21 protein-coding genes and 2 pseudogenes are annotated in these 22887 nt (G+C 68.4%); 15 read left to right on the top strand and 8 right to left on the bottom strand.

Going from position 1 to position 22887, the window contains the following annotated elements:
* Positions 1 to 114: 114 nt before the first annotated feature.
* From IMZ29_RS15460 to IMZ29_RS15435, 6 genes and pseudogenes are all read left to right on the top strand, one after another.
* Positions 115 to 1098 (top strand): Bug family tripartite tricarboxylate transporter substrate binding protein, encoded by a 984-nt coding sequence (locus tag IMZ29_RS15460; RefSeq protein WP_216185725.1) that lies wholly within the window; start codon positions 115 to 117, stop codon positions 1096 to 1098.
* Positions 1095 to 2480: an MmgE/PrpD family protein gene (locus tag IMZ29_RS15455; protein ID WP_216185723.1), complete on the top strand. Its 1386-nt coding sequence runs from the start codon at positions 1095 to 1097 to the stop codon at positions 2478 to 2480. The genes IMZ29_RS15460 and IMZ29_RS15455 overlap by 4 nt, the downstream gene beginning before the upstream one ends.
* A gap of 16 nt (positions 2481 to 2496) precedes the next feature.
* A complete protein-coding gene (locus tag IMZ29_RS15450; RefSeq protein ID WP_216185721.1) occupies positions 2497 to 3378 on the top strand; it encodes an amidohydrolase family protein in 882 nt (293 codons plus the stop codon).
* A pseudogene (locus IMZ29_RS23345) lies at positions 3375 to 3662 on the top strand (AMP-binding protein); the annotation flags it as partial. The gene IMZ29_RS15450 and the pseudogene IMZ29_RS23345, both read left to right, overlap by 4 nt.
* Positions 3663 to 3817: 155 nt before the next feature.
* On the top strand, positions 3818 to 4843 hold the full coding sequence (locus IMZ29_RS15440) for a class I adenylate-forming enzyme family protein (protein WP_216185719.1): 1026 nt from the start codon (positions 3818 to 3820) through the stop codon (positions 4841 to 4843).
* Positions 4844 to 4972: 129 nt separating this feature from the next.
* Positions 4973 to 6859: a propionate--CoA ligase gene (locus IMZ29_RS15435; protein WP_216185717.1), complete on the top strand. Its 1887-nt coding sequence runs from the start codon at positions 4973 to 4975 to the stop codon at positions 6857 to 6859.
* 31 nt (positions 6860 to 6890) lie between these two features.
* Here IMZ29_RS15435 and IMZ29_RS15430 read toward each other — a convergent pair whose 3' ends face one another.
* Positions 6891 to 7184 (bottom strand): addiction module antidote protein, encoded by a 294-nt coding sequence (locus IMZ29_RS15430; protein WP_216185714.1) that lies wholly within the window; start codon positions 7182 to 7184, stop codon positions 6891 to 6893.
* The gene (locus tag IMZ29_RS15425) at positions 7181 to 7486 is read right to left on the bottom strand and encodes a type II toxin-antitoxin system RelE/ParE family toxin (protein ID WP_216185712.1); all 306 of its coding nucleotides are present in this window, start codon (positions 7484 to 7486) and stop codon (positions 7181 to 7183) included. Before IMZ29_RS15425 ends, IMZ29_RS15430 begins: the two co-directional genes overlap by 4 nt.
* Positions 7487 to 7772: 286 nt before the next feature.
* On the opposite strand from IMZ29_RS15425, the gene IMZ29_RS15420 reads away from it, so the two are divergent.
* Both IMZ29_RS15420 and IMZ29_RS15415 read left to right on the top strand, forming a co-directional pair.
* The gene (locus IMZ29_RS15420) at positions 7773 to 8939 is read left to right on the top strand and encodes a thiolase family protein (protein WP_216185710.1); all 1167 of its coding nucleotides are present in this window, start codon (positions 7773 to 7775) and stop codon (positions 8937 to 8939) included.
* A 4-nt stretch (positions 8940 to 8943) separates the two neighbouring features.
* The gene (locus tag IMZ29_RS15415; protein ID WP_216185708.1) at positions 8944 to 9345 is read left to right on the top strand and encodes a Zn-ribbon domain-containing OB-fold protein; all 402 of its coding nucleotides are present in this window, start codon (positions 8944 to 8946) and stop codon (positions 9343 to 9345) included.
* Position 9346: 1 nt separating this feature from the next.
* Here the strand turns inward: IMZ29_RS15415 and IMZ29_RS15410 are convergent, their stop codons facing one another.
* Positions 9347 to 10243, bottom strand: coding sequence for a LysR family transcriptional regulator (locus IMZ29_RS15410; RefSeq protein WP_216185707.1), 897 nt, complete (start codon positions 10241 to 10243; stop codon positions 9347 to 9349).
* A gap of 216 nt (positions 10244 to 10459) precedes the next feature.
* Between IMZ29_RS15410 and IMZ29_RS15405 the strand changes: the two genes are divergently transcribed.
* The 4 genes from IMZ29_RS15405 to IMZ29_RS15390 all read left to right on the top strand — a co-directional run bounded on the left by IMZ29_RS15405 (position 10460) and on the right by IMZ29_RS15390 (position 14338).
* Positions 10460 to 11473 (top strand): Bug family tripartite tricarboxylate transporter substrate binding protein, encoded by a 1014-nt coding sequence (locus IMZ29_RS15405; RefSeq protein WP_216185705.1) that lies wholly within the window; start codon positions 10460 to 10462, stop codon positions 11471 to 11473.
* On the top strand, positions 11470 to 12096 hold the full coding sequence (locus IMZ29_RS15400; protein WP_216185703.1) for a 2-hydroxychromene-2-carboxylate isomerase: 627 nt from the start codon (positions 11470 to 11472) through the stop codon (positions 12094 to 12096). Before IMZ29_RS15405 ends, IMZ29_RS15400 begins: the two co-directional genes overlap by 4 nt.
* Positions 12097 to 12112: 16 nt before the next feature.
* Positions 12113 to 13306, top strand: coding sequence for a CaiB/BaiF CoA transferase family protein (locus tag IMZ29_RS15395; RefSeq protein ID WP_216185701.1), 1194 nt, complete (start codon positions 12113 to 12115; stop codon positions 13304 to 13306).
* 147 nt (positions 13307 to 13453) lie between these two features.
* Positions 13454 to 14338, top strand: a complete 885-nt coding sequence (locus tag IMZ29_RS15390) for an SDR family NAD(P)-dependent oxidoreductase (protein ID WP_216185699.1) — start codon at positions 13454 to 13456, stop codon at positions 14336 to 14338.
* Positions 14339 to 14370: 32 nt separating this feature from the next.
* Here the strand turns inward: IMZ29_RS15390 and IMZ29_RS15385 are convergent, their stop codons facing one another.
* Positions 14371 to 15291: a LysR family transcriptional regulator gene (locus IMZ29_RS15385; protein WP_216185697.1), complete on the bottom strand. Its 921-nt coding sequence runs from the start codon at positions 15289 to 15291 to the stop codon at positions 14371 to 14373.
* A gap of 131 nt (positions 15292 to 15422) precedes the next feature.
* Between IMZ29_RS15385 and aceB the strand changes: the two genes are divergently transcribed.
* Complete coding sequence (gene aceB / locus IMZ29_RS15380; RefSeq protein WP_216185695.1) at positions 15423 to 17009, top strand: malate synthase A; 1587 nt, start codon at positions 15423 to 15425, stop codon at positions 17007 to 17009.
* Positions 17010 to 17121: 112 nt separating this feature from the next.
* Here aceB and IMZ29_RS15375 read toward each other — a convergent pair whose 3' ends face one another.
* Both IMZ29_RS15375 and IMZ29_RS15370 read right to left on the bottom strand, forming a co-directional pair.
* Entirely contained in the window at positions 17122 to 18531 is a 1410-nt protein-coding gene (locus tag IMZ29_RS15375) for a GTPase/DUF3482 domain-containing protein (protein ID WP_371820301.1), read from the bottom strand.
* Positions 18528 to 20033, bottom strand: coding sequence for a DUF2868 domain-containing protein (locus IMZ29_RS15370; protein WP_216185693.1), 1506 nt, complete (start codon positions 20031 to 20033; stop codon positions 18528 to 18530). Before IMZ29_RS15370 ends, IMZ29_RS15375 begins: the two co-directional genes overlap by 4 nt.
* A 116-nt stretch (positions 20034 to 20149) precedes the next feature.
* Between IMZ29_RS15370 and IMZ29_RS15365 the strand changes: the two genes are divergently transcribed.
* Complete coding sequence (locus tag IMZ29_RS15365) at positions 20150 to 20896, top strand: polysaccharide deacetylase family protein (protein WP_216185691.1); 747 nt, start codon at positions 20150 to 20152, stop codon at positions 20894 to 20896.
* The gene (locus IMZ29_RS15360; protein ID WP_216185689.1) at positions 20893 to 22134 is read left to right on the top strand and encodes a glycosyltransferase family 4 protein; all 1242 of its coding nucleotides are present in this window, start codon (positions 20893 to 20895) and stop codon (positions 22132 to 22134) included. Before IMZ29_RS15365 ends, IMZ29_RS15360 begins: the two co-directional genes overlap by 4 nt.
* A 13-nt stretch (positions 22135 to 22147) precedes the next feature.
* On the opposite strand, the gene IMZ29_RS15355 is transcribed toward IMZ29_RS15360, so the two are convergent.
* Together IMZ29_RS15355 and IMZ29_RS23485 are read right to left on the bottom strand one after the other, a co-directional pair.
* Positions 22148 to 22681, bottom strand: a complete 534-nt coding sequence (locus IMZ29_RS15355; protein ID WP_216185687.1) for a MarR family transcriptional regulator — start codon at positions 22679 to 22681, stop codon at positions 22148 to 22150.
* Between the two features lie 130 nt (positions 22682 to 22811).
* A pseudogene (locus tag IMZ29_RS23485) lies at positions 22812 to 22887 on the bottom strand (M61 family metallopeptidase); the annotation flags it as partial.

Raw genomic sequence — 22887 nt, 5'->3', positions numbered from 1 at the left:
CCGCCTGGCGGTGGCATCTGGTCCATCGGTAGAGGAGACCCCCGCGTCTCGTGCGTGTCGATGGCCTGCGGGCCGCGCGCCATGGACGTGTCCCATCGTTCACCGGAGTTGCCCATGATCTGCCCGTTCCTTCCTTCGCTGGCCCGCCTGATCGGCACCACGTGTGCCGTCGCCGTCATCACCGCATCGCCGGCGCAGGCTGCCGAGTACCCGACCAAGCCCATCCGTCTCATCAACCCCTGGTCGCCGGGTGGCCCGACCGATCTGCTCGCACGCCCGCTCGCGGACAAGCTCGGTGAGCGCCTCGGTCAGCCCGTGGTGGTGGAGAACCGCGCCGGCGCGAACGGCACCATCGGTGCGGCCGCCGTGGCCCGCGCAGCACCCGATGGCTACACGATCTTTCTCTCGCACGTCGGCCCGAACGCCATCGCCCCGGCGATGACGCCGCCGCCCCCGTATGATCCCGTCAAGGATTTCGTGCCGATCACCCAGCTCGTGTCCGGCACCATCGTGCTCGTGACGCGGCCAGACCTGCCGGCCAAGACCTTGCCCGAGTTGATCGAATACGCCCGCGCCAATCCGGGCAAGCTCACGTATGGCTCGGTCGGTCCGGGCAGCACGAGCCACCTGGCGGGGCACATGCTGGCCTCGGCCACCGGCATCGACATCGTGCACGTGCCGTACAAGGGGTCGTCGCAGATCAATACGGACATCCTCGGCGGCCATCTGGCCATGGCGTTCGTGGGCGTCGCGGGCGTGACGCAGCTCGTGCACTCGGGCCAGATGCGTGCGTTGGCCGTCAGCACGGAGAACCGCTCGTCGCTCTTTCCGGACGTGCCGGCCGTCAATGAGGTGATCCCAGGCTTCAACGTGGATTCCTGGTACGGGCTCATGGCGCCGGCCGGCACGCCACAGCCCATCATCGATCGCCTGGCGACCGAAGCCATCGCCGTGCTGAAGGATCCGCAGCTCGCCAAGATCTATCGCGACAACGGTCTGGAGCCCGAGGGCACGACGCCTGCGCAGTACACCGAGAAGATCGCAAGCGAACTCAAGCGCTGGAAAGCCGTGATCGACTCGGCGGGCCTGGGCCAGTGAGCGGGCAGGCTGTGGGTGCGACACCCACCCCCACCCTGGCGCGGCAGATCGCGGCGTTCGCCCGGCAGGCTGATCTGGCCGCCATGCCCGCCGCGCGGCAGCGCCGCCTCGCGTGGTGTTTCGCGGACTACCTCGGCTGCACGCTGGCGGGCAGCACGCTGCCCGAAGCGGCGAGCGCCTTCGTGCTGACCCGCCCTGGCAACGTGCGCATCCCCGGTCATGCCCACGGCCTCGACGCGTCATCTGCCGCCGTGGCGATGGGCACGCTGGGCGCCTTGCTGCAATGGCACGACGGCTTCAGCGGTGGCGGCAATCATCCCTGCACGGCGGTGATCCCGGCCGTGTGGGCTGCTGCCGATGGCCGGCCGCTCGACGAGTGCGTCGCCGCGATCGCTGTCGGCTACGAGGTCGCCAATCGCCTGGCTGCGGCCTCGCACCCGGCGCAGACGCTGGCGGGCACGGCGCCCACGTCGTCCACCGGCGCCATCGGCGCCACGGCGGCAGTGGGGCGCCTGCTCGGACTGGACGAGGTGACGCTGGCGGCTGCCCTTGGCATCGCGGCCTTCAGCCTGCCGCTCGCCGCATTGCGCGGCCTCACGGAGCACGGATCGGCGGTGCCGCTACATGGTGGCTTGGCCGCGCGCTGCGCGCTGGAATCCATCACCCTGGCACGCGCCGGGTTGTCAGCGGGAGACCAGGTGCTGGAAGGCGGAGCCGACCCCGGCATGCTGGCGGTGCTGGCGGGCGACCCCGGCCGCCTCGATCCCGCGCATTGGGATTTGGCGACGCTGGATCAGGTGGCCTTCAAGCCGCTACCTGCCTGCCGCCATGCCCATCCCGCGATCGAGGCCGTGCTGGACCTGTTGGGCGGCGGCGCGCTGGAGGCGGCTGCCATCCGCCAGGTCGACGTCCACACCTATGCGGTTGCCACCCGTTTCGGTGGCGCACCACGGCCCGAATGCGAACTCTACGACCGGCTCATGAGCCTGCCGTGGACGGTGGCGAGCGCACTGGTTCATGGTCAGTACGACATGGTCAATCTCGCGTGCACCGACGCGGCAAGGGCCGCGCGTGTGCAGGCGCTCGGCGCCGGCATGCATCTGCAGGTCGATCCCGCTTTCGAGGCCGCCTATCCGCGCAGCTTCGGTGCTCGGGTCGTCGTGACACTGGCCGACGGCAAGCAGCGCGAAGGCCGTTGCGTGCTGGCCTATGCCGAGCCCGGCACCCCGGGCCAGTACTCGCCGCTGGGCTCGACCACGCCACTGTTGGACGAGGCCGGCATGCGCGCGAAGTTTCTCCGCCTGGCGGGCCTGCGCCTGCCGCTCTCGGCCGCCGAAGGCCTGCTCGACGCCATCTTCGCCGGCACGCCGCCGGCCCCCTGACTTGTCTGGAGACTGCATGACACACACCCACGACATCGCCGCCATCGACGCGGTGGTCAACATCTGGACCCCGGAAGCCTTGAAGATCCGGCCCAATCGCGACGCCTTCTTCGGCGGCAAGATGAAGGTCAAGGACGACACGCTGCGTGGCATCACGCACGAGGAAATGCTGCGCCGCATGGATGCTGCCGGCATCGAGAAATCCTTCCTCATCGCCGCCAAGGTCGGGCCCATCCTGCATAAGTCCTCGTACCACGTGCCCTACGAGATGGTGGCTGAAGCCGTCAACAAGTATCCGGATCGCTTCTACGGCCTGGCCGGCCTGGACCCCACCGAAGGCATGGCGGGCGTGCGTCAACTCGAGAAGGGCGTGCGCGAGTACGGCTTCATCGGGGCGCACTTCTACCCGCACTGGTTCGAGCTCGCCCCGGATCACGCCAAGTGGTATCCCTTCTACGCCAAGTGCGTCGAGCTCGACGTGCCCGTGCAGCTGCAGGTCGGTCAATCGATGCTGTACGACCCGAACCATCGTCTGCGCAGCGTCGGCCGCCCGATCACGCTGGATGCCGTGGCGTGCGATTTTCCCGAGCTCAAGCTCATCGGCATCCACGTCGGCATTCCCTGGACGGAAGAGATGATCGCCATGGCGTGGAAGCACCCGAACGTTTACATCGGCACGGATGCCCACAGCCCCAAGTACTGGCCGGAGTCGTTCAAGCACTACATCAACACCTTCGGCCAGGACAAGGTGATCTTCGGCACGGACTTCCCAGTACTGGGCTTCGAGCGCACGCGCCAGGAGATCGAGGATCTCGGCCTGCGACCCGAGGCGCGTCGCAAGATCCTGCGTGACAACGTGCTGCGCATCTATGGCCTGGATGGCGGGGAGGGCGCATGACGGCCCGGGTGCCCAACCTTGCGGACATGCTCGCCGTGCATGCCCGCATGCGCGGGCAGCAGACCGCCATCGAGCAGGGCGACACATCGCTCACCTATGCCCAGCTGGAGGATGCCGTGGGTCGCCGCGCCGGGCATCTCGCCAGCCTGGGCTATGCGCCGGGCGACGTGGTGGGTGTGGCGCTGCGCGACACCATCGAGCACGTCGTGATGCTCTACGCCGTGGCGCGGCTCGGGGCGGTCGTGCTGCCGCTCGATTGCCGTTGGCTGGATGCCGAGAAGCAGCGTGTGGCCGCGCACTTCGGTGCGCGCGTCGTGCTGGTGGAAGCGGGCGGCGCGTTTGAGGGTGCCGCCTGCGTGCCGGTGGACGACGCCTGGCATGCCGCGCTCGCGCACACTGCGCCGATGGCGCCGGGCGCGATGGTGACCGGGGCCTGGTCATGTCACTGTCTTCCGGCACCACCGGTCGGCCCAAGGGCCCGATGCTGTCGCACGCCGGCATGCTGCAGCGCTTCATCACGCACTGGACGGAATTGGGCTTCGAGGCGCAGACCGTCTATCTCAATGCGACGCCGCTGTACTTCGGGGGCGGGCGCGCCTTCTGCCTGTCGACGCTGTACGTGGGCGGGCGGGTCGTGCTCTTCTCACCCCCCTACGAGCCTGCAGAACTTTCCCGCAAGCTCGCCGAGAGCGGTGCGACGGCTACCTTTCTCGTGCCCACGCTGATACGCCGACTGCTGGCCTGCGCGGATGCCGAACTCGTCGGCCTGCGCGGGCTTCAGACCCTGATCTCGTCCGGCTCGGCGCTCGCCCCGGAAGAGCGTGTCGCGATCCGGGAGCGCCTGTGCGCGGGCTTTCTCGAGTACTACAGCTCCACGGAAGGCGGCGGCGTGTCCGTGCTGCATCCGGCGGATCAGGCGAGTCATCCGGCGTCGGTGGGGCGGCCCGTCTTCGCCGTGGAAGTGCAGATCGTGAACGATGCCCACGAGGCGTTGCTGGCGGGCGAGGTCGGTCGGATCCGCTATCGTGGCCCTGGGATGGTGCCCGGCTTCTTCAACGATGCCGCCGCCAGCGAGGAAGCCTTTCGCGACGGGTGGTTCTATCCGGGGGATCTTGGGTTGCTCGATGCCGATGGCTTCCTGCACCTGAAAGGGCGCCTGAAGGACATGATCATCCGTGGCGGCGTGAACATCTACCCGCAGGAGATCGAGGCCTTGCTGCTCGCGCAACCCGGCGTGGCGGATGCGGCGGTGGTGGGTTGGCCCTCGCGCGAGTTCAACGAGGAAGTCGCGGCGTTCATCACGGTCAAGCATCCCGTGGACGAAGCCGAGCTTATCGCGGTGTGCCGGCGTGAGCTCGCCCGCTACAAAGTGCCGCGCCAGGTCTTCGTGCTGCCAGAGCTGCCGCGCAACAGCGGTGGCAAGGTGGTCAAGCCCACGCTCGTGGCGAGGTTGCCGCCGCTCTGACAGCGAGCGGTGTGCGACCAACGGCTAGCTTTGCAGCCGCGGCGGGCTGGACTATCGTGGCCTGACACGATAATCGCCGCGGCGCGCCTCACCTCGGGATGGCAGCCCCGCGCACCCGAGGAGACGCGCATGGCCGACTACGCTGCTTTCTACCAGCGCTCGTTGCAGGACCCGGACGCGTTCTGGCGCGAGGAGGCCGCCCGGATCGACTGGCAGAAGTCGCCCACGCGCATCTGCGATGCGAGCCGGCCGCCCTTCGTGCGCTGGTTCCCGGATGGCACGACCAATCTCTGCCATAACGCGGTGGATCGTCATCTGCCCGAGCGCGCAGATCAGCCGGCGCTGATCTGGGTGTCGTCGGAGACGGGCGAGGAAAAAACCTACACCTACGCCGAGCTGGACCGCGAGGTGCAGCGCATGGCGGCGATCTTCTTCGATCTCGGGGTGGGGTTGGGGGATCGGGTGCTCATCTATCTACCGATGATTCCCGAGGCGGCCTTTGCCATGCTGGCGTGCGCCCGCATCGGTGCGATCCATTGCGTGGTGTTCGGCGGCTTCGCGTCAGGCAGTCTCGCCAGCCGCATCGACGATGCGCGGCCGACGCTCGTCGTGAGCGCCGATGCGGGCTCGCGCGGCGGCAAGGTGATTCCCTACAAGCCGCTGCTGGATGGTGCGCTGGCGCAGGCGCAGCACAAGCCCCATGCCGTGTTGCTCGTGGACCGGGGGCTCGCACCCGCGGCACGCGTGGCCGGGCGCGATCATGATTACACGAGCCTGCGCGAGCGCCACGCTCAGGCCGAGGTGCTGTGCGCCTGGGTGCCTGCCACCCATCCTGGCTACGTGCTCTACACCAGCGGCACCACCGGCAAGCCCAAGGGCGTGCAGCGCGACACGGGCGGCTACGCCGTGGCACTGGCCGCGAGCATGGCGCACGTCTTCGCCGGCAAGCCGGGGGACACGTTCTTCTGCGCCTCCGACATCGGCTGGGTCGTGGGGCATAGCTATATCCTCTACGGGCCGTTGCTGGCGGGCATGGCCACCGTCATGTACGAAGGCCTGCCCATCCAGCCCGATGCGGGGGTCTGGTGGCGCCTGGTCGAGCGCCATCGTGTGAACGTCATGTTCACCTCGCCCACAGCCATCCGCATCCTGAAGCGCCACGACCTGGCGCACCTGAAGGCGTCGGACCTCTCCAGCCTGCGCACGCTATTCCTGGCCGGCGAGCCGTTGGACGAGCCCACCGCGGCCTGGGTCGCCGAGAGTCTGGGCGTACCCGTCACGGACAACTACTGGCAGACCGAGACCGGCTGGCCCATCCTCACGCTGGCACGCGGCGTGCAGCCAGACCAGCCCGCCAAGCTGGGCAGCCCGGGCGTGCCCCTGTACGGCTATCGCGTCGGCCTATTCGATGACGTGACGGGCGAGCCGCTGACCGAGCCTGGACGCAAGGGCGTGCTCGGCATCGAAGGGCCGTTGCCCCCAGGCTGCCTGCAGACCCTCTGGGGCAACGACGCGCGCTTCGTCAGCACCTACTGGCAGAGCATCCCGGGCCGCCAGGTGTACAGCACCTTCGACTGGGCGACGCGCGATGCCGACGGCTACTACACGATCCTCGGACGCACGGACGACGTGCTCAACGTGGCGGGCCACCGACTGGGCTCGCGCGAGATCGAGGAAGCCATCACCGGCCACCCCGGGGTGGCCGAGGCTGCAGTGGTGGGCGTGGCCGATGCCGACAAGGGCCAGGTCGCGGTCGCCTTCGTGGTGCCGCGCGCGGCTGGGCCCCTGGAGGATGCGACGCAGGGCGAAGCCCTCACCGCGGAAATCCTCGCCCGCGTGGCGGCCGATCTCGGCCCCGTCGCCCGGCCGGCGCGTGTGGTGCTCGTGCCCGTGCTGCCCAAGACGCGTTCCGGCAAGCTTCTGCGCCGCGCCATCCAGGCGGTGTGCGAGGGGCGCGATCCGGGCGATCTCAGCACCATGGAGGACGCGGCCGCGCTTCAGCACATCCGGCCGTGAGGCCATGGAAAAGTGGGTGCCGTTGTCGTCCTTAGCCTGTCGTTTGAACGGTCAGCTTGACGCCCATCGCTTTGGCCAGCTTAAGGACAGTGTCATACCGAGGTTTGGCGCCCGGAGCCAACGCCTTGTACAGGCTTTCTCGCCCTAGGCCGGCGCGCTGCGCCATCTGTGTCATGCCCCGTGCCCTGGCGACATCGGCTAGCGCCGTCAGAAAGAGCGAAGGGTCGTCTTCTTCCAGCGCTGCCGACAGATAGGCCGCAATGGCTTCCTCGCTGTCGAGGTACTCGGCGGCGTCGAAAGGTGCGATCTTGATGGTGGTCGTCATGACGACTCCTTGAGGATGGTCTTCCAGAGCGCGATGGCGCGCTCAATATCGCGGCTTTGCGTCGACTTGTCGCCACCGCTGAGCAACAGGTAGACAACACGGCCCTCGCGAGCAAAATAGACCCGGTAGCCTGGGCCCATATCGATCCGCATTTCCGACACGCCGTAGCCCACGGCTTTGACGTCACCAAAGTTGCCCGCTTCTGCTTGGCGGATACGAACGATGATTCGAGCACGGGCTTTCAAGTCCTTGAGATTGGTCAGCCAGTCGCGAAAGACGTCGGTGCGGTGGATCGTGTTCATGAGTGTTATTGTATCCGATCGGATACGAGTCGCTTTGGTTGGGGCCGGCCGTGTGAGCAGGACTCACCCAGCCTTTCGCATTCGCGAGGGGATGGTTCAGCAATGACAGAGCGCCGGCGCAGCGTTTCGCCCGCCGCGCTATTGCCTTGACCTCCCTCCCTGTTGTCTCATAGCGTCCTAGTTGCCCCGGAATGCCGCGACAAGGAGCCCACCCGAGCGCTCGAACGCTGTCTTCGAAATCATGGTACGCCGGAGCCCCCATTCTGATCTCCACAGGGAAGGCACCATGAGCATCAAAGGAAAGGCCTACATCGTGGGTGCGTACGAGCACCCCACGCGCAAGGCGCCGGACAAGTCCGTGGCACAGCTGCACGCGGAATCCGCGCGTGGCGCGCTGGAAGACGCAGGGCTGACCCTGCAGGACGTCGACGGTTACTTCTGCGCGGGCGATGCGCCGGGCATGGGCCCGGTCAACATGGTGGATTACCTCGGCCTGAACGTGCGGCACGTGGACAGCACCGACATGGGCGGCTCGTCCTATATCGCGCACGTGGCTCACGCCGCCGAAGCCATCGCCGCCGGCAAGTGCAACGTGGCGCTGATCACCCTGGCAGGCCGCCCGCGCTCGGAAGGCTCGAGCGGCACGGCCCCGCGCGCGGTGATCCCGAACGTGCCGGACGCACCGTTCGAGTCGCCCTTCAGCCCGGTCACCGTGAACATGTACGCCATGGTCGCCATGCGCCACATGCACGAGTACGGCACCACGCCCGAGCAGCTCGCGTGGGTGAAGGTGGCTGCCTCTCACCACGCCCAGCACAACCCGCACGCGATGCTGCGCGACGTGGTCACGGTGGAAGACGTCGTCAATTCGCCGCTCATCTCCGATCCGCTGCACCGCCTGGATTGCTGCGTGGTGTCCGACGGCGGTGGCGCCCTGGTCGTCGTCCGTCCGGAGATCGCCGCCAAGCTCGCGCGTCCCAAGGTCAAGATCCTGGGCGCGGGCGAGCACATCAAGGGCATCCTGGGTGGCGAAGTCGATCTCACGTACTCCGGCGCGCGTGTATCCGGGCCGACGGCCTTCGCCGAAGCCGGCGTGACGCCGCGCGACATCAAGTACGCGTCGATCTACGACAGCTTCACCATCACAGTGCTCATGCAGCTCGAAGACCTGGGCTTCTGCGCCAAGGGTGAGGGTGGCCGCTTCGTGTCGGATGGCAACCTCATCTCCGGCGTGGGCAAGCTCCCCTTCAACACCGATGGCGGTGGTCTGTGCAACAACCACCCGGCCAACCGTGGCGGCATCACCAAGGTGATCGAGGCCGTGCGCCAGCTGCGTGGCGAAGCGCACCCAGCGGTGCAAGTGCCCAATTGCGACATTGCCCTGGCCCACGGCACGGGCGGGCTGCTCGGCTCGCGCCACGGCAGCGCCACCCTGATTCTCGAACGCGAGTGACGACATGACGACTCCCTACGTTTCCACGCCGTTGCGCGCACCCGTCGAGCTGCCGGACGGCACGCCGTTCTGGGCTGCCGCCCGCGAAGGCCGCCTGCTGGTCAAGGCCTGCAAGAGCTGCGGCAAGCATCATTGGTACCCGCGCGCCCTGTGCCCGTTCTGCCTGGGCGACACCGAGTGGCGCGATGCCAAGGGCGAGGGCACCGTCTATTCCTTCAGCATCACGCGCAAGATGGGCCCGAACCCCTTCTGCATGGCGTATGTGACGCTGGACGAAGGCGTGACGATGCTCACTCACATCGTCGACTGCGACCTCGATACCGTGCGCATCGGGCAGCGCGTGAAAGTGCGCTTTCAGCCCACCGAGAACGAGGGCGCGCCCGTGCCTGTGTTCGCGCCCGTCTGATTCAGGGTTGCGGCGGGCCTTCGGCGAAGGCCCGCACAAGAAAGTCCACCAGGGCCTTGACCTTGGTGGGCATGTAGCGCGTGGGCAGGGTGATGGCGTAGAGGCCGCCGCCCGGCGTGCCAAGCAGCCGGTAGTCCGGCCACACCTCGACCAGGCTGCCATCCCGCAGCGCCGCGCCCGCGATGTAGTCGGGCAGCACACCCACGCCCAGGCCTTGCAGCAGCGAGGTCCGCACCAGCGACAGATCCGCACACGCGAGCCGCGTGCGCACCTTGACGCGCTGGGTGCCTGCCGGGCCCTCGAATTCCACGCTGTCGTGTTCGAGCTGATCGATCCAGTCCAATGCGCTCATGGCGCCAGGGTCGTCGGCCAGCGCGTGCACGGCCAGATAGTCCGGACTCGCGCAGAGCTTCCACGCCACGTTGGCCAGCCGTCTTGCCACGGTGTCCGGGGCCGGCGCGTGCGTGATGGTGAGGCACACATCGACCTTGGCCGGAATCAGATCGGCCACGTAGTTGCGCAGTTTCAGGCGCAGATCGACCAGCGGATAGCGTCGGCAGAACTCGGCCAGCAGCGGCGCCAGCACCTCGCGGCCCAGCATGGGCGGACAGCTCACGGTTAGCCGACCGCGCACGGCGCCCGTCATGTCGAGTAGCGAATCCTTGGCGAAGCTGACCTCGGCGCGTACCAGGCAGCAACGCTCGTAGAAGAAGGCGCCTGCCTCGGTGAGCTCCATCGAGCGCGTGCTGCGCCGCAGAAGCTGACAGGCGAGCGACTGCTCCATCTCCTGGATGCGCCGGCTTACGTTGGAGCGGTCCAGTCCGAGTTTGCGCGCGGCGCCCGAGAAGCTGCCGGCATCGACCACGTCTGCGAAGAAAACCAGGGCAGAGGCCTGCATGCACGTCTCCATTGTTGTATTCACCACACCAGCGTGATGCATTGTAGGTGGCTTGTGCATCACTGCGGCAGGCGCGACCATGGGCATTCGACACGTGCCCGTGGCACCGCTGCCCGACCCCTGCTGACGTTGGCCAGGGCGCAGGCGCCACGGGAGGCGATCGAAGGCAGTGCGGGCAACAAGACTCGCGCGCTCAAAAACGATCGGAGACAACCTATGTTCAGCATGACATCCCGCCCCCGCGAGACACGTCGCCTGGCGCTCAGTCTGCTTGCCGGTGCGCTCTGCGCCATCGGCCTGCCCACCGTCCACGCTGCCGAGTCCTACCCCAACAAGCCCATCCGGGTGATCGTGGGCCTGCCGCCCGGCGGCGCCACGGACATCCTTGCCCGGCTGCTGGCCGAGAAGATGGCGCCGGCCCTGGGCCAGACGATGCTGGTGGAGAATCGTCCCGGTGCCGGGGCCATCATCGGTACGGATGCCGTCGCGAAGGCTGCCCCCGATGGCTATACCATCTCGCTCATCCTGAGCAACGCGGTGATCGCCAACCAGTTCCTCTACAGCCAGCTCCCGTATGACCCCGGCAAGGACATCGCGTACATCTACCAGCTGGTGGACGCGGCCGTCGTGCTGGCCGCCACGGCCGAGCAGCCCTTCCAGACGGCCCCGCAGTTCGCCGCCTACGCGCAGGCCAATCCGGGCAAGCTCACCTATGGCTCCTACAGCCCGGGCTCATACGGCCATGTGGCCATGGCCTATCTGGATGACCGGCTCAAGAGCCAGATGACGCACGTGGGCTACAAGGGCGAGGCGCCCATGCTGCAGGACATGCTGGGCGGGCGCGTGGACGTGGCGTTCGGCAGCGCGGTCAACATGACGCCGCACGTGCAGAGCGGCAAGCTGAAGTTCCTCGGCGTGACAGGGCCGCGTCGCATGAGCGTGTTGCCGGACGTGCCCACCCTCGTGGAGCAGGGCCTGACGGACGAACCTTTCAAGGTCTTTGGCTGGGCGGGGCTCATCGCGCCGGCCGGCACGCCCCGGCCCATCCTGGATCGTCTTGCTTCTGAGACCCGTAAGGTGCTGGCCGATCCGGACGTGCAGCAGCGGATTCGCGCGCTCGGCTTCGAACCGGTGCTGGACAGCTCGCCCCAGAAGACCCGCGCACGTTATGACGCCGACGTGCCGATCTGGAAGAAGCTCGTCGAAGCCTCGGGGGCGAAGATCCAATGACCGCCGCTGCGCCGGCGCCGCTGGATTTCTACTTCGATTTTCTCTCGCCCTTTGGCTACTTCGCGGCCTCGCGCGTCGATGCGCTGGCCGCCCGCTACGGGCGTGAGGTGCGCTGGCGCGCGTTCTACATGCGCGGCATCATGCAGGAACGGCTGGGCCAGACCCGGCCGTTCCTGGAGGTGCCGATCAAGGGCGACTACTATCGACACGACGTGCCGCGCATGGCGCGCTGGTTCGGGCTGCCTTTGAAATCCGGCGGGCTCGCGAACTTCATCAGTGCGCACGCGTGCCGCGCCTTCTGGGTGATTCACGACCACGATCCCGCACTCGCCAAGCGGTTCGCGTGGGAGATCTTCGAGTGGCATCACGCGCGGGCCACGCCACCCAACACGCCGGAACAGGTCGCGCAGGCGGCGGCCAACGTGGGCTGGGACGTGGCGCACGGCGATCTCGCGCTCGCTGTGCAGCAGCCCGCGGCCAAGGTCCGGTTGCGCGACGAGACGGACGCGGCGGCCGAGGCCGGTGTCTGGGGTACGCCGACGTTCATCGTCGATGGCGAGGTGTTCTGGGGTGCGGATCGTCTGTACCTCGTCGAAGACTGGCTGCGCCGGGGCGGCTGGTGAATCCGGGAGGCAGGTAATGGCAGGACCTTTGGAAGGCGTTCGGGTGCTGGATCTGTCGGCGGTGCTGTCCGGCCCGCTGGCTGCAGCCATGCTGGCGGATCAGGGCGCGGACGTCATCAAGATCGAATCCCCCGGGGGCGACACCTCGCGGCTCATCGGCCCGCGCAAGGCGGATGTCTCGGCCATGTTCATCGCGGCCAATCGGGGCAAGCGTTCGCTGGTGCTGGACTTGAAGCAGCCCGATGCGCAGCGCATCGTGCGCGAGCTCGCCGAGCGCGCGGACGTGCTCGTGGAGAACTTCCGGCCCGGCGTGATGGACCGCCTGGGCCTGGGCCATGAGACCTTGCTCGCGGCCAATCCGCGGCTGGTCTATCTGTCGATCACCGGCTTCGGGCAGGACGGTCCGTATGCGGCAGACCGTGCCTACGATGCGGTGATCCAGGCCGTCTCCGGCATCAGCGCGTCGCATCCCAACCCGCTCTCGGGCGAGCCCCAGGTGCTGGCGGCCGCCGTCTGCGACAAGCTCACGGCGCTCACCGCGAGCCAGGCGATCTGTGCCGCGCTCTTCGCGCGTGAGCGCACGGGCAAGGGACAGTGGGTGGAGTTGTCCATGCTCGACGCGGCCGTGTCGTTCCAGTGGCCGGATGCCATGTACAACCACGTGTTCGTGGATGCACCGCCGCCCGCCGTGCCTGAGTTCGGCATCAGCCAGAAGCCCTGGCGCACCACGGATGGCTACGTCGTGGCGTCCGGGCCGCAGGCCTCGGAATTCACCGCCATCTGCACGGGCTTTGGCGACCCCGGGCTCGCCCAGGATCCGCGCGTGTCTTCCGTGAGCGGGCGGTTTGCGCATGCGGGGCTCATCCGCGAGCGCCTGGAGCCGCTCGCCGCCGCGATGAACACCATCGACTGCCTTGCCCGCATGCGCGGCACAGGCGCGCCGGCGGGTCGGGTCAACGACCGAGCCGACGTGGTGAACGATCCGCAGGTGCTGCACAACGGCACGCTGGCCGAGGTGACGCAGGGCACGCTGGGCCGGGTGCGCTTGCCGCGCTCGGCGGCGCGGTTCACCGGGACGCCGACGGCGCCGCCGCGGGCCGCGCCACACATGGGCGAGCACGTGGCCGCGGTGCTGGGCGAGCTGGGGTATGGCGCCGATCAGGTGCAGGCTTGGCAAGGCGCTGGGGTGGTGGGCAAGTCAGCGGTTTGAGGCAGGTGCCAGAGGCCATCAGCGTCTGCGCTGGGGATCTCGCCTCGCGAATGCGGCGGGCCGTGCGAGCCTACCGCCGTCGGGGGTATGCTTGTGTCGGTCCGGCTCAAGCGCCGGCGCACAAACAACAAGAGAGGACAGGCGGAGATGACGCTGCAGGACAAGGTTGCGATCGTGACGGGCGCGGGTGGCGGGCTGGGGCGCAGCCACGCGCTCTTTCTGGCACGGCATGGCGCGCGTGTCGTGGTGATGGATCTGGGCGAGGGCGCGGACGCCGTGGCCCGGGAAGTGGAGGCCGCAGGCGGGCAGGCGATGGCTGTGCGTGCCTCCGTCACCGACGAGGCGCAGGTGGCCACGATGGTCAAGGATGTCATGGCCCAGTGGGGGCGCATCGACATCCTGATCAACAATGCCGGCATCCTGCGCGACAAGACCTTCGCCAAGATGGATCTCGCGGATTTCCGTCTGGTGATGGACGTGCACCTGATGGGCTCGGTGATCTGCACCAAGGCGGTGTGGGACATCATGCGCGAGCAGAACCATGGCCGCATCGTGATGACCACATCCTCGAGCGGACTCTTCGGCAACTTCGGCCAGGCCAACTACGGCGCGGCCAAGATGGCGCTGGTCGGCTTCATGCAGACGCTGTCTCTCGAAGGCGCCAAGCACGACATCAAGGTCAACTGCCTCGCGCCCACGGCGGCCACGCAGATGACCGAGGGCCTGATGCCCGAGCAGGCGCTGGCCGCCTTGAAGACCGAGGCCGTGAGCGAAGGTCTGCTCGCGCTGGTGCGGGATGATGCACCGACTCGCGCCATCCTGTGCGCGGGGGCGGGGCACTTCGAACGTGCTTACGTGACGCTCACGCCCGGTGCGTTCGTGGGCGCGGGCCCGCAAGCCGCCGAAGGCGTCATCGCGTCCTGGGACGCGATCAGCGATCGCTCGGCCGACACCGTGCCCGAAGCAGGCCGCGCACAGGGCCAGCAGGAACTGCAGGCGGCGTTTGCCGCTGCGGCGGTGGGCAAGGGTTGAGCACCTCAGGCGGATCCGTGCAGGCCTGTGGATCAGTCCGCAGCCTGCGCCTGCGCCCAGTAGCGCGGATCGGTGTAGTGTTGACGCAGGTAATCCACGAACACGCGCACGCGCAGCGGCAGGTGCTTTCGCTGCGGCAAGAGGGCATGGATGGCGTTGGGCGGAGCCGCCACATCGTCCAGCACCGTGACGAGCTCGCCGTCGGCCAGCGCCTGGCGCACCTCCCATAGTGACCGCCATGCCAGTCCGAGCCCGGCAAGTGCCCAATCGAGCAGCGCGGCACCGTCGCTGCACGATAGATTGCCATTGACCCGCTGGACCACGTTCTCGCCAGCCTGACGGAACAGCCAGCCGCGATGCTGGCTGCTGCCCGCGCCCAGCGTGAGGCAGTTGTGCTGCAGCAGGTCGGCCGGTGCGCGAGGCGTACCGTGTGTCGCAAGGTACGTGGGCGAAGCCACGACCACGCGTCGATTCTCCGCAAGATGAATGGCGACGAGATTGGCGTCCACGACATCGCCCACCCGTACGGCGCAGTCATATCGTTCGCGCACGAGATCGGTCAGGCGATCCGTCAGGTCGAGCGACGCCGACACCCCCGGATAGGCGGCGAGGAAGCCGGGCAACAGGGGCGCCACGTGGCGCCTGCCAAACCCTGCCGGGGCCGTCAGGCGCAGATGCCCCGTCGGGGTGGCACCGCCCTGGGCCACCATGGCCTCGGCATCCTCGAGTTCGCGCAGGATGTTGCGGGCTTCGTCGATGAAGTTTTCGCCCTCCGGGGTCAGCGTGATGCGCCGTGTGGTGCGCATCAGCAGCTTCACTCCCAGCCTTGCCTCCAGGGCGTCGATGCGCCGGCCAATCAGCGCCGGCGCGACCCCTTCTGCGCGCGCAGCGGCAGACAGGCTGCCCAGGGTCGCAACGGCCACGACGGTCTCCAGCTGCTTGAAGCGGTCCATGATGCTGATCTTTTACTTTGGAGCAAAGATGATGACACGTGCAGGGTATTTTTCTACGAATCCGTATGAAATACACTGGATCCATCATCGACCCGCGGGCGCCACGCCGCCCCGAGCACAGGAGGAACACCATGTCCCAACGTCTGCCTGACGGCATCCAGATCTCCGCACCGGTCACGGACGCCTTCGCGAGCCGGGTGCTCACGCCCGATGCGCTGGCGCTGGTGGCCCAGCTGCATCGCAAGTACGAAGGCCGCCGCCAGGAGTTGCTTGCCGCCCGTGCGGCGCGCGCCAAGCGTCTGGACGCAGGTGAGCGTCCGAATTTCCTGGCCGAGACGGCCGAGGTGCGCGCAGGTGACTGGAAGATCGCGCCGCTGCCAGCCGATCTGCAATGCCGCCGCGTGGAGATCACCGGCCCGGTCGAACGCAAGATGGTCATCAACGCGCTGAACTCCGGCGCGGATAGCTACATGACCGACTTCGAGGATTCCAACAGCCCGAACTGGGAGAACCAGATTCAGGGCCAGATCAATCTGCAGGACGCCATCCGCCGCACGATCTCGCTTGAGCAGAACGGCAAGACCTACCAGCTCAACGACAAGGTTGCGACGCTGCTGGTGCGTCCGCGCGGCTGGCACCTGGACGAGAAGAACGTCACCATCGATGGCAAGCGGGTGTCGGGCGGCATCTTCGACTTCGCGCTCTACATGTTCCACAACGCCAAGGAGCTGCTCTCGCGCGGCTCGGGCCCGTACTTCTACCTGCCCAAGATGGAAAGCCATCTCGAGGCACGCCTGTGGAACGAGATCTTCAAGGACACCCAGGACGCCCTGGGCATCCCGCAGGGCACGATCAAGGCCACCGTGCTGGTCGAGACCATCAACGCCGCCTTCGAGATGGACGAAATCCTCTATGAGCTGCGCGAACACAGCGCGGGCCTGAACGCCGGGCGATGGGACTACATCTTCAGCTGCATCAAGAAGTTCAAGGCCGATCGGGACTTCTGCCTCGCGGACCGCGCCAAGGTGACGATGACCTCGCCCTTCATGCGCGCCTATGCGCTGCTGTTGCTGAAGACCTGCCACCACCGCCACGCGCCGGCCATCGGCGGCATGAGCGCGCTGATTCCGATCAAGAACGATCCGGAGAAGAACGCCGTGGCGATGGAAGGGATCCGCTCGGACAAGGAGCGCGATGCCACCGACGGCTACGACGGCGGCTGGGTGGCTCACCCGGGCCTGGTCGACACCGCCATGAAGGAGTTCGTGAAGGTGCTGGGCGATCGCCCGAACCAGATCGACAAGCAGCGCCCCGACGTCAATACGAAGGCCGCCGATCTCCTGGACTTCAAACCGCAGGCGCCGATCACTGAGAACGGCTTGCGCATGAACATCAATGTGGGCATCCATTACCTGGGTTCGTGGCTCGATGGCAATGGCTGCGTGCCGATCCACAATCTCATGGAAGACGCCGCCACCGCCGAGATCTCGCGCTCGCAGGTGTGGCAGTGGATCCGCTCGCCCAAGGGCGTGCTGGAGGACGGGCGCAAGGTGACGGCCGAGCTCGTGCGCGGGCTGATCCCCGAGGAGCTCGCCAAGGTGAAGCAATCGGTGGGTGGCAGCGCGGCCTATGACCGCGCGGCCGAAATCTTCGAACGCATGAGCACGCAGGAAGGGTTCGAGGAATTCCTCACGCTGCCGCTCTACGAAGAGATCTGAGCCCGGTGAGGCGGGGCGCGAGCCCCGCGGCTTGCTGGCATTGGCGAAGGGCTGCGCTGTGCGCAGCCCTTTGTCGTTGCGTGCACGGCTCTCGCCGCGTGCGTTCGCCGGCTCAGTTCGGTGACGGTGCGTTTTCGCCCAGCCGGCCGGCCAGCGCCGTGATCACGGCTTGCCGCCGCGCCGTGTCCTGATGGTTCGCACCGATGGCGCTCCATTCCGGATGACTGCGCGCTTCGCGCAGTGGCGCGGGCAGGGCGCCCTTGCGCAGCGGGTCGTCGGCCACGGCTTCGCGTTGCAGGGGTTGCTGGGCGGCATGACCGCGCCGCGCCAGCGCTGTCATCAGCCATTGCTGGCGCAATGCCAGGAGCCGCAGGATGGCGTCGTCCACCGTGAGCTCGCGCATCCCGCGGAATTGGCCCAACAAACGGCCCCCGAAGCGCTCGGCCGTCTGCCAGAGACCCCCCACCGCCGCGCCCACCAGCGTGCCCGCACCCAGACTCAATCCGCCGGTGGCCAGATCGACGGCCGCGCCGGCTGCAGCGCCCGCCGCCACGCCTTTGCCCATTTCCACGCCCATCTCGGTCAGCGCTGCCGCACTGAAGAGGTCGTGCTCGAGCCGGGCCTGCCAATCCGGCAAGGCGAGCTCGCTTACGTCGCTGGCACGAAATCCATAGAGGGCCAGCAATTCCGTCACGCAGCGTGCCTCCCGCGCGCGTACCGCATCACGCAGCCGGCGTTCATGCGTCTGGCTGGCTGCGTCGTCCGGCGGGCTCGTCACGCGTAGCGCCGCGACGTCGATCAACATCTCGGCCACGATGCGCATCGAGGCCTCGCGGCGCTGCGCCTGATGGCGCTCGCGATCCTCGACGAGCCGCCGCAGGCGCGGCGCCTCCGCGTCGAGCAGGGTGGCGAGCTTGCCGAAAAGCTGAGCGTCGCCGTCCGCCGGCGGCGCCACGGTATCGAAGCTCACCACGGCGTGCAGGCCCAGTCGCGACAGCGCCTCGCGCCAGGCGGGGATGCGCGTCTGCGGCGCGGCCACGAAATTGAGCACGGGCAACACCGGCCGCGCGCAATCGGCGAGTAGCGCAAGTTCGTCCCGATGCTTCTCGAGGACCGGATCGCGCACGTCAATCACATATAGCGCGGCATGGCTCGCGATCACCTGGCGCAGCACCTTGGCTTCCTGCTCGAAACGCAGGCTCGCTTCGCGCGTGCCCAGGAACCGTTCGATGCGCGCGAACCCGTCCGTGCGCGGGCCGTCCTCACCCAGGCGCTCCAGGTAGTCGCGCAGCGCCACGGCGTCCTCCAGGCCGGGCGTGTCGTAGAGCTCCAGCACGGCACGCCCATCGACGAGGAGCGCGGCCGCTTCCACATGCTGTGTCGTGCTGGGGCTGTCGGCCACCTCGCCGAACGCGGCATCCCGTGCCAGCGTGCGCAAGAGCGAGGTCTTGCCGGTGTTGGTGTGGCCGACCACCGCCACGCGCAAGGGGGCGTCGCCGCCGGAGGGGTGCAAAGCATTCACGTGGCCGTCTCCTCACCTGGAGCATCCAGCCAAGCCAGCGCGTCGACTGGCGCGCTCGTCAGCGTGGAGGATGCCAGCCCCGCAGACACGAGTCGCTCACGCCAGGCGTTCAACCGATCGGCGCTGGTGCCGGGCAGGAGGCAGACGCGCGATTCGCGTGCGCCGCGGGCGAGTTCGGCCACGAGGCCGACCGTGCCGCGGTCCGGCGTCTGGCTCGCATCGCACATCACCACGACGCGTGCTGGCGGCTGGCGAGCGAACTGCTCGAGTACGGCATGCCGGGCGGCGCGGCCATCGAGGTTGCCCGCGTCGATCACACGGGTGGGTACCACCCCAGGCGGCCAGGGCGCGTCTGCGGGCAACTCCACGCCCACCAGCACGCGTGCGAGCGGCTCTTGCGTGCGGGCGGCATAGCCAGGAGCGAGCGCATGGTGTTGGCCTGGCGCTGCATAGGCGCTGGCACGGCCCCCTGTGTGTTCGAGCGAATCGGGTGCGGCGTCGGACACGCCCACGGGCGCGCTGGTGGCACTCAGCCGCTCGCGCAGCGCCGCGTAGGCAGGCAGCCGCATGTCCAGCCCCAGTCGGCGCCGGCGCCACACGACGATGCCCATGCTGAGCACACTGGCGGCCAGTCGGGGCAGGATGCCGTAGACCACGACGCAGCCCAGCAGCCAGTTCGACCACAGGACCTGCACGGGCGCATCGAGGGGGGCCGCGCCGCCACTCGCGCGGACTGCGGCGGCGTCGGGCACGGCGAACCCCAGCGCCGCGGGCAGACGGCCGAGCGCTTCGGTCAGGGCGACGAACGTGTCCGGCGCGAGGAGGGTGGTCTCCCAGACGAACCCGTATCGGCGTGTCGAAAGCAGGGCAAGCAGCGTGACCAGCGCGGAGACCAGCGCCAGCAGCCACCAGAGATTGCCGACCACGCCGGCCAGCCACCGGGCGATGCCGGCACGCGCAAGCAGGCCCACCAGCGCGTGCGGCAACAAGGCGGCGGCCGAGGGCCGCTGCGCCAGCCGTTCGCTCGCGGCCGCCAGCGGCGGCAGGCGCGTCAGGCGACTCGCCAGGCCAACCACGACACGGCTGAGCCAGGAGCCCAGCGGGCGCCGCCACATGAGGCTCGCCAGCCACAGGACGAATGTCACGGTGTGCACGCCGAGCAGCCCACCCAGAGCCCAGAAGAGGTTCACCGGGCGGGTGCCATCGCCCAGGGCGCCGAGGGCAGCGCCGCAGCCGGCGAGCACCGCCAACACGCCCGCGCCCAGCACGAGCAGCACGGCGTAGTCGCGCCAACGCGCGGCCAGCGTGTCCAGGCCTTCCCGTTGCGCCATCATCCGCTGGCGTTCAAGCACCGCCGCGTCGGGCGACAGGCCGGCGTGACGCAAGGCGCGCACGGCCTCGGCATCGTCGTATGGACCCCAGCGTGCCTCGGAGAGTCGGACCGTCTCGGCCAGCCAGGCGTCATGGCGGTGGCGACGGGGGGCGGCATCGATCGTGGGCACGCAGCATCCGGGAAAAGTGAGCGACGTCCGAGTGTATTGCACTCACGCCACAGGGGGGCTGGTGCCCAGGCGTGACATGGCGTCTAATCGTGTCTTGTCTGGATACCTTTTGCCCAATGGCGGCTCGCCCCGTGCGCCCACTGTCCATCCTCACCTACCATCAGATCGCGCCGGCGGCGCCCCGCGGCACGCCGTTTCGCGGCCTGTCGGTCGATCCGGCGCGCTTCGCCCGGCACATGCGCTGGCTGCGTCGGCTCGGCTGGCAAGGGCTCTCCATGCGCGATCTCGATCCGTATCTGCGCGGCGAACGCGAAGGCAAGGTGTTCGGGCTCACCTTCGACGACGGCTATCGCAACGTGCTCGAGCACGCCTTGCCCGTGCTGCGCGAGACCGGGTTCACGGCCACCAACTACTTGGTGGCGGCGCATCCGGGCGGCGAGAATTTCTGGGATGTTCCCAAAGGCGTGCCCGCATCGCCGCTGATGCGGCCCGACGAGATCCAGACCTGGGTGGCTGCCGGCCAGGAGGTTGGCGCACACACGCTGGATCATGCCGATCTCACGGCCACGGCGGCGCTGGAAGCGCAACGCCAGATCACGCAAGCCCGCGGCGTGCTCGAGGCTGTGGCGCAGCAACCGGTGGAAGCCTTCTGCTATCCGTATGGGCATTACGGCCCGGAGCACGTGGACATGGCGCGGGCGGCCGGCTATCGCACGGCCACCACCACACGTCGTGGTCGCGTGCATGCCGGTGACGACCTGTGGGCCTTGCCGCGCGTGCCCGTGCTGCGCACCACCCACTTTCCTGCGCTGATGCAAAAGCTCATGACGGCCTATGAGGATCGTCGCGGAGCGCGGGGATGAACCGGACCGTGGTGCGGCCGCTGGCCGCCGCAGGCGGCGAGCCGTCTGCCCTGCGCACGCCCGCGGCAGGCGTGCCCACGCCGCGTCTGAAGATTGCCTTCATCGCACGTCGCTTCGGCGCACGCTTTGGCGGCGCGGAAGCCTACGGCGAGCGCGTATTCGCGGAGTTGGCCCAGCGTCACGACATCCATGTGTTCTGCCAGGAATGGGACAGCCCGCTGGCAGTGCCGCACACGGTGCTGCCCCGGCGGCGCGGCCTGCCGCGCTGGGTGAACCTGATCGCCTTCGGACTTCAATGCGCGCATCGGGTGCGCGGCTTTGACGTGGTGCATTCGCACGAGAACCTGTGGGTGGGCGATGTGCAGGTGGTGCACGTGATGCCCGTGCGCTATTCACGGTTCCACACGGGGCGCGGCTGGATCCGGGGCATCCTGGACCGGCTGAGCCCGCGCTGGCTCGCGTATCTGGCGCTCGAATCCTTGCGCGTACATGACCGGCCGGGCCATGCCGTGGTGTCGGCGTCCAGTCTCATTGCGCAACAGGTGGCTGCGGCCTACCCACGGATCTCGCCGAGTGTGGTGATTCCCCCAGCGGTCACACTGCCCCCGGCGTCACCCGATCGCGGACAGGCTCGCGTGGAGCTGGGCCTGGAGGCTGGCCGCGTGTATGCCGTGCTGATCGCCAATGACCCCATCCGCAAGGGATTGCAGGCCGTGCTGGAGGCGCTGGCCCAGCTGCCGGAGCGCGTGCACGTGCTGGTGGCCGGGGGCGACGAAGCGACTGCCGCGCGGGTGCGCACATTGGCGAGTGCGGCAGGGCAGGGGGCACGCGTGCACGTCTGGCCTGGACGCCGCGATGTGGAAATCTTTTATCGCGCCGCAGATCTGTGCCTGTTCCCGACGCGCGGCGACGCCTTCGGCATGGTGCCGCTTGAGGCGATGGCACACCGTCTGCCGGTCGTGATGAGCGGGCCTCGCCACTGCGGCTTTGCCGCGCACGTCACGGCCGGACATCATGCGCTGCTGCTGGACGACCCGACGGATGCCGGGCGGCTTGCCCGGGCGGTGCAGCGGCTGCTGGACGATGCGCCGCTGCGTGCCCAACTGAGCCGCGAGGGCTACCGGCTGGCCGGCCAGTTCACCTGGCCGGCCACGGCCCGCCGGTTCGAGAGCCTGTATCTCTCGCTGGCGCGTTCGCCCGACGCGCCTCCGGCGTTGCCGGGCGCGCCCGCCGTCTGAGCGACGTGCGCGTTCAGCGGTTCGTGTCGCGCACCCGGGCGGTGAGCGCCGCATCGAGCCGGCTCAACACATCGCATGCCTGTTCCAGCACGCCGGCCGGCAAGCCCTCCATGGCAGCCGTCAGCGCGAGCAACGTGGCGGTGGGGGGCCGTGTCACCATCGCGCTGCGGCTCGCGTCGGCCTGCAGACGAACGGTGCGCCTGTCCGTGTGCCCGCGTTGACGGGTGACGAAGCCGCATTCGACCAGACGTTCGATGGCGGCGTCTGTGCCGCCCGGGCTGCCGGGCGCAAGCTCGGCCAGTCTCGACACCCCCAGAGGGCCGCTATGGGCCAGGAGCGTGAGCAGCCGGACGTCCGTGCTGCTTACATGGAGCAACCGCCCCATTTCCTCCGCATGCAGCGTCCCATAGAGCGCGGCGCAGCGCGCCAGCGTCTCCACGACCTCGGCCAGCCGAAGCCGGCTGACCAGAGGCGTGGCAGCTTCCCAGGCCGGTGAGGCGCTCTCGCGCGCCTCGGCAACAGGGGGGTGGAATTCCAGCTCCAGCATGTGTGTGCTCCTGTTAGCGACGGCCAAGAAGGCCGCCCACCAGGCCTGTGACGGGGGCGAGCAGGCCGCCCTGGCCGCTGGCTTGACCTGTGCCTGACCCGCTGCCTTGATTCGCTGCAGGTGCGAGGTCCCACAGCAGCCGGGTATGGTTCTCGCGCGACAGATCATAGGGCGCGAAGAGCGCCGGCTTGATCCGCTTCACGTGC

The sequence above is a fragment of the Verticiella alkaliphila genome, from assembly GCF_018904615.1.
GTDB classification, from domain to species: Bacteria; Pseudomonadota; Gammaproteobacteria; order Burkholderiales; family Burkholderiaceae_B; genus Verticiella; species Verticiella alkaliphila.
Note: the sequence above shows the minus strand (reverse complement) of the source record. Positions and strands in the feature narration are given on the sequence as shown.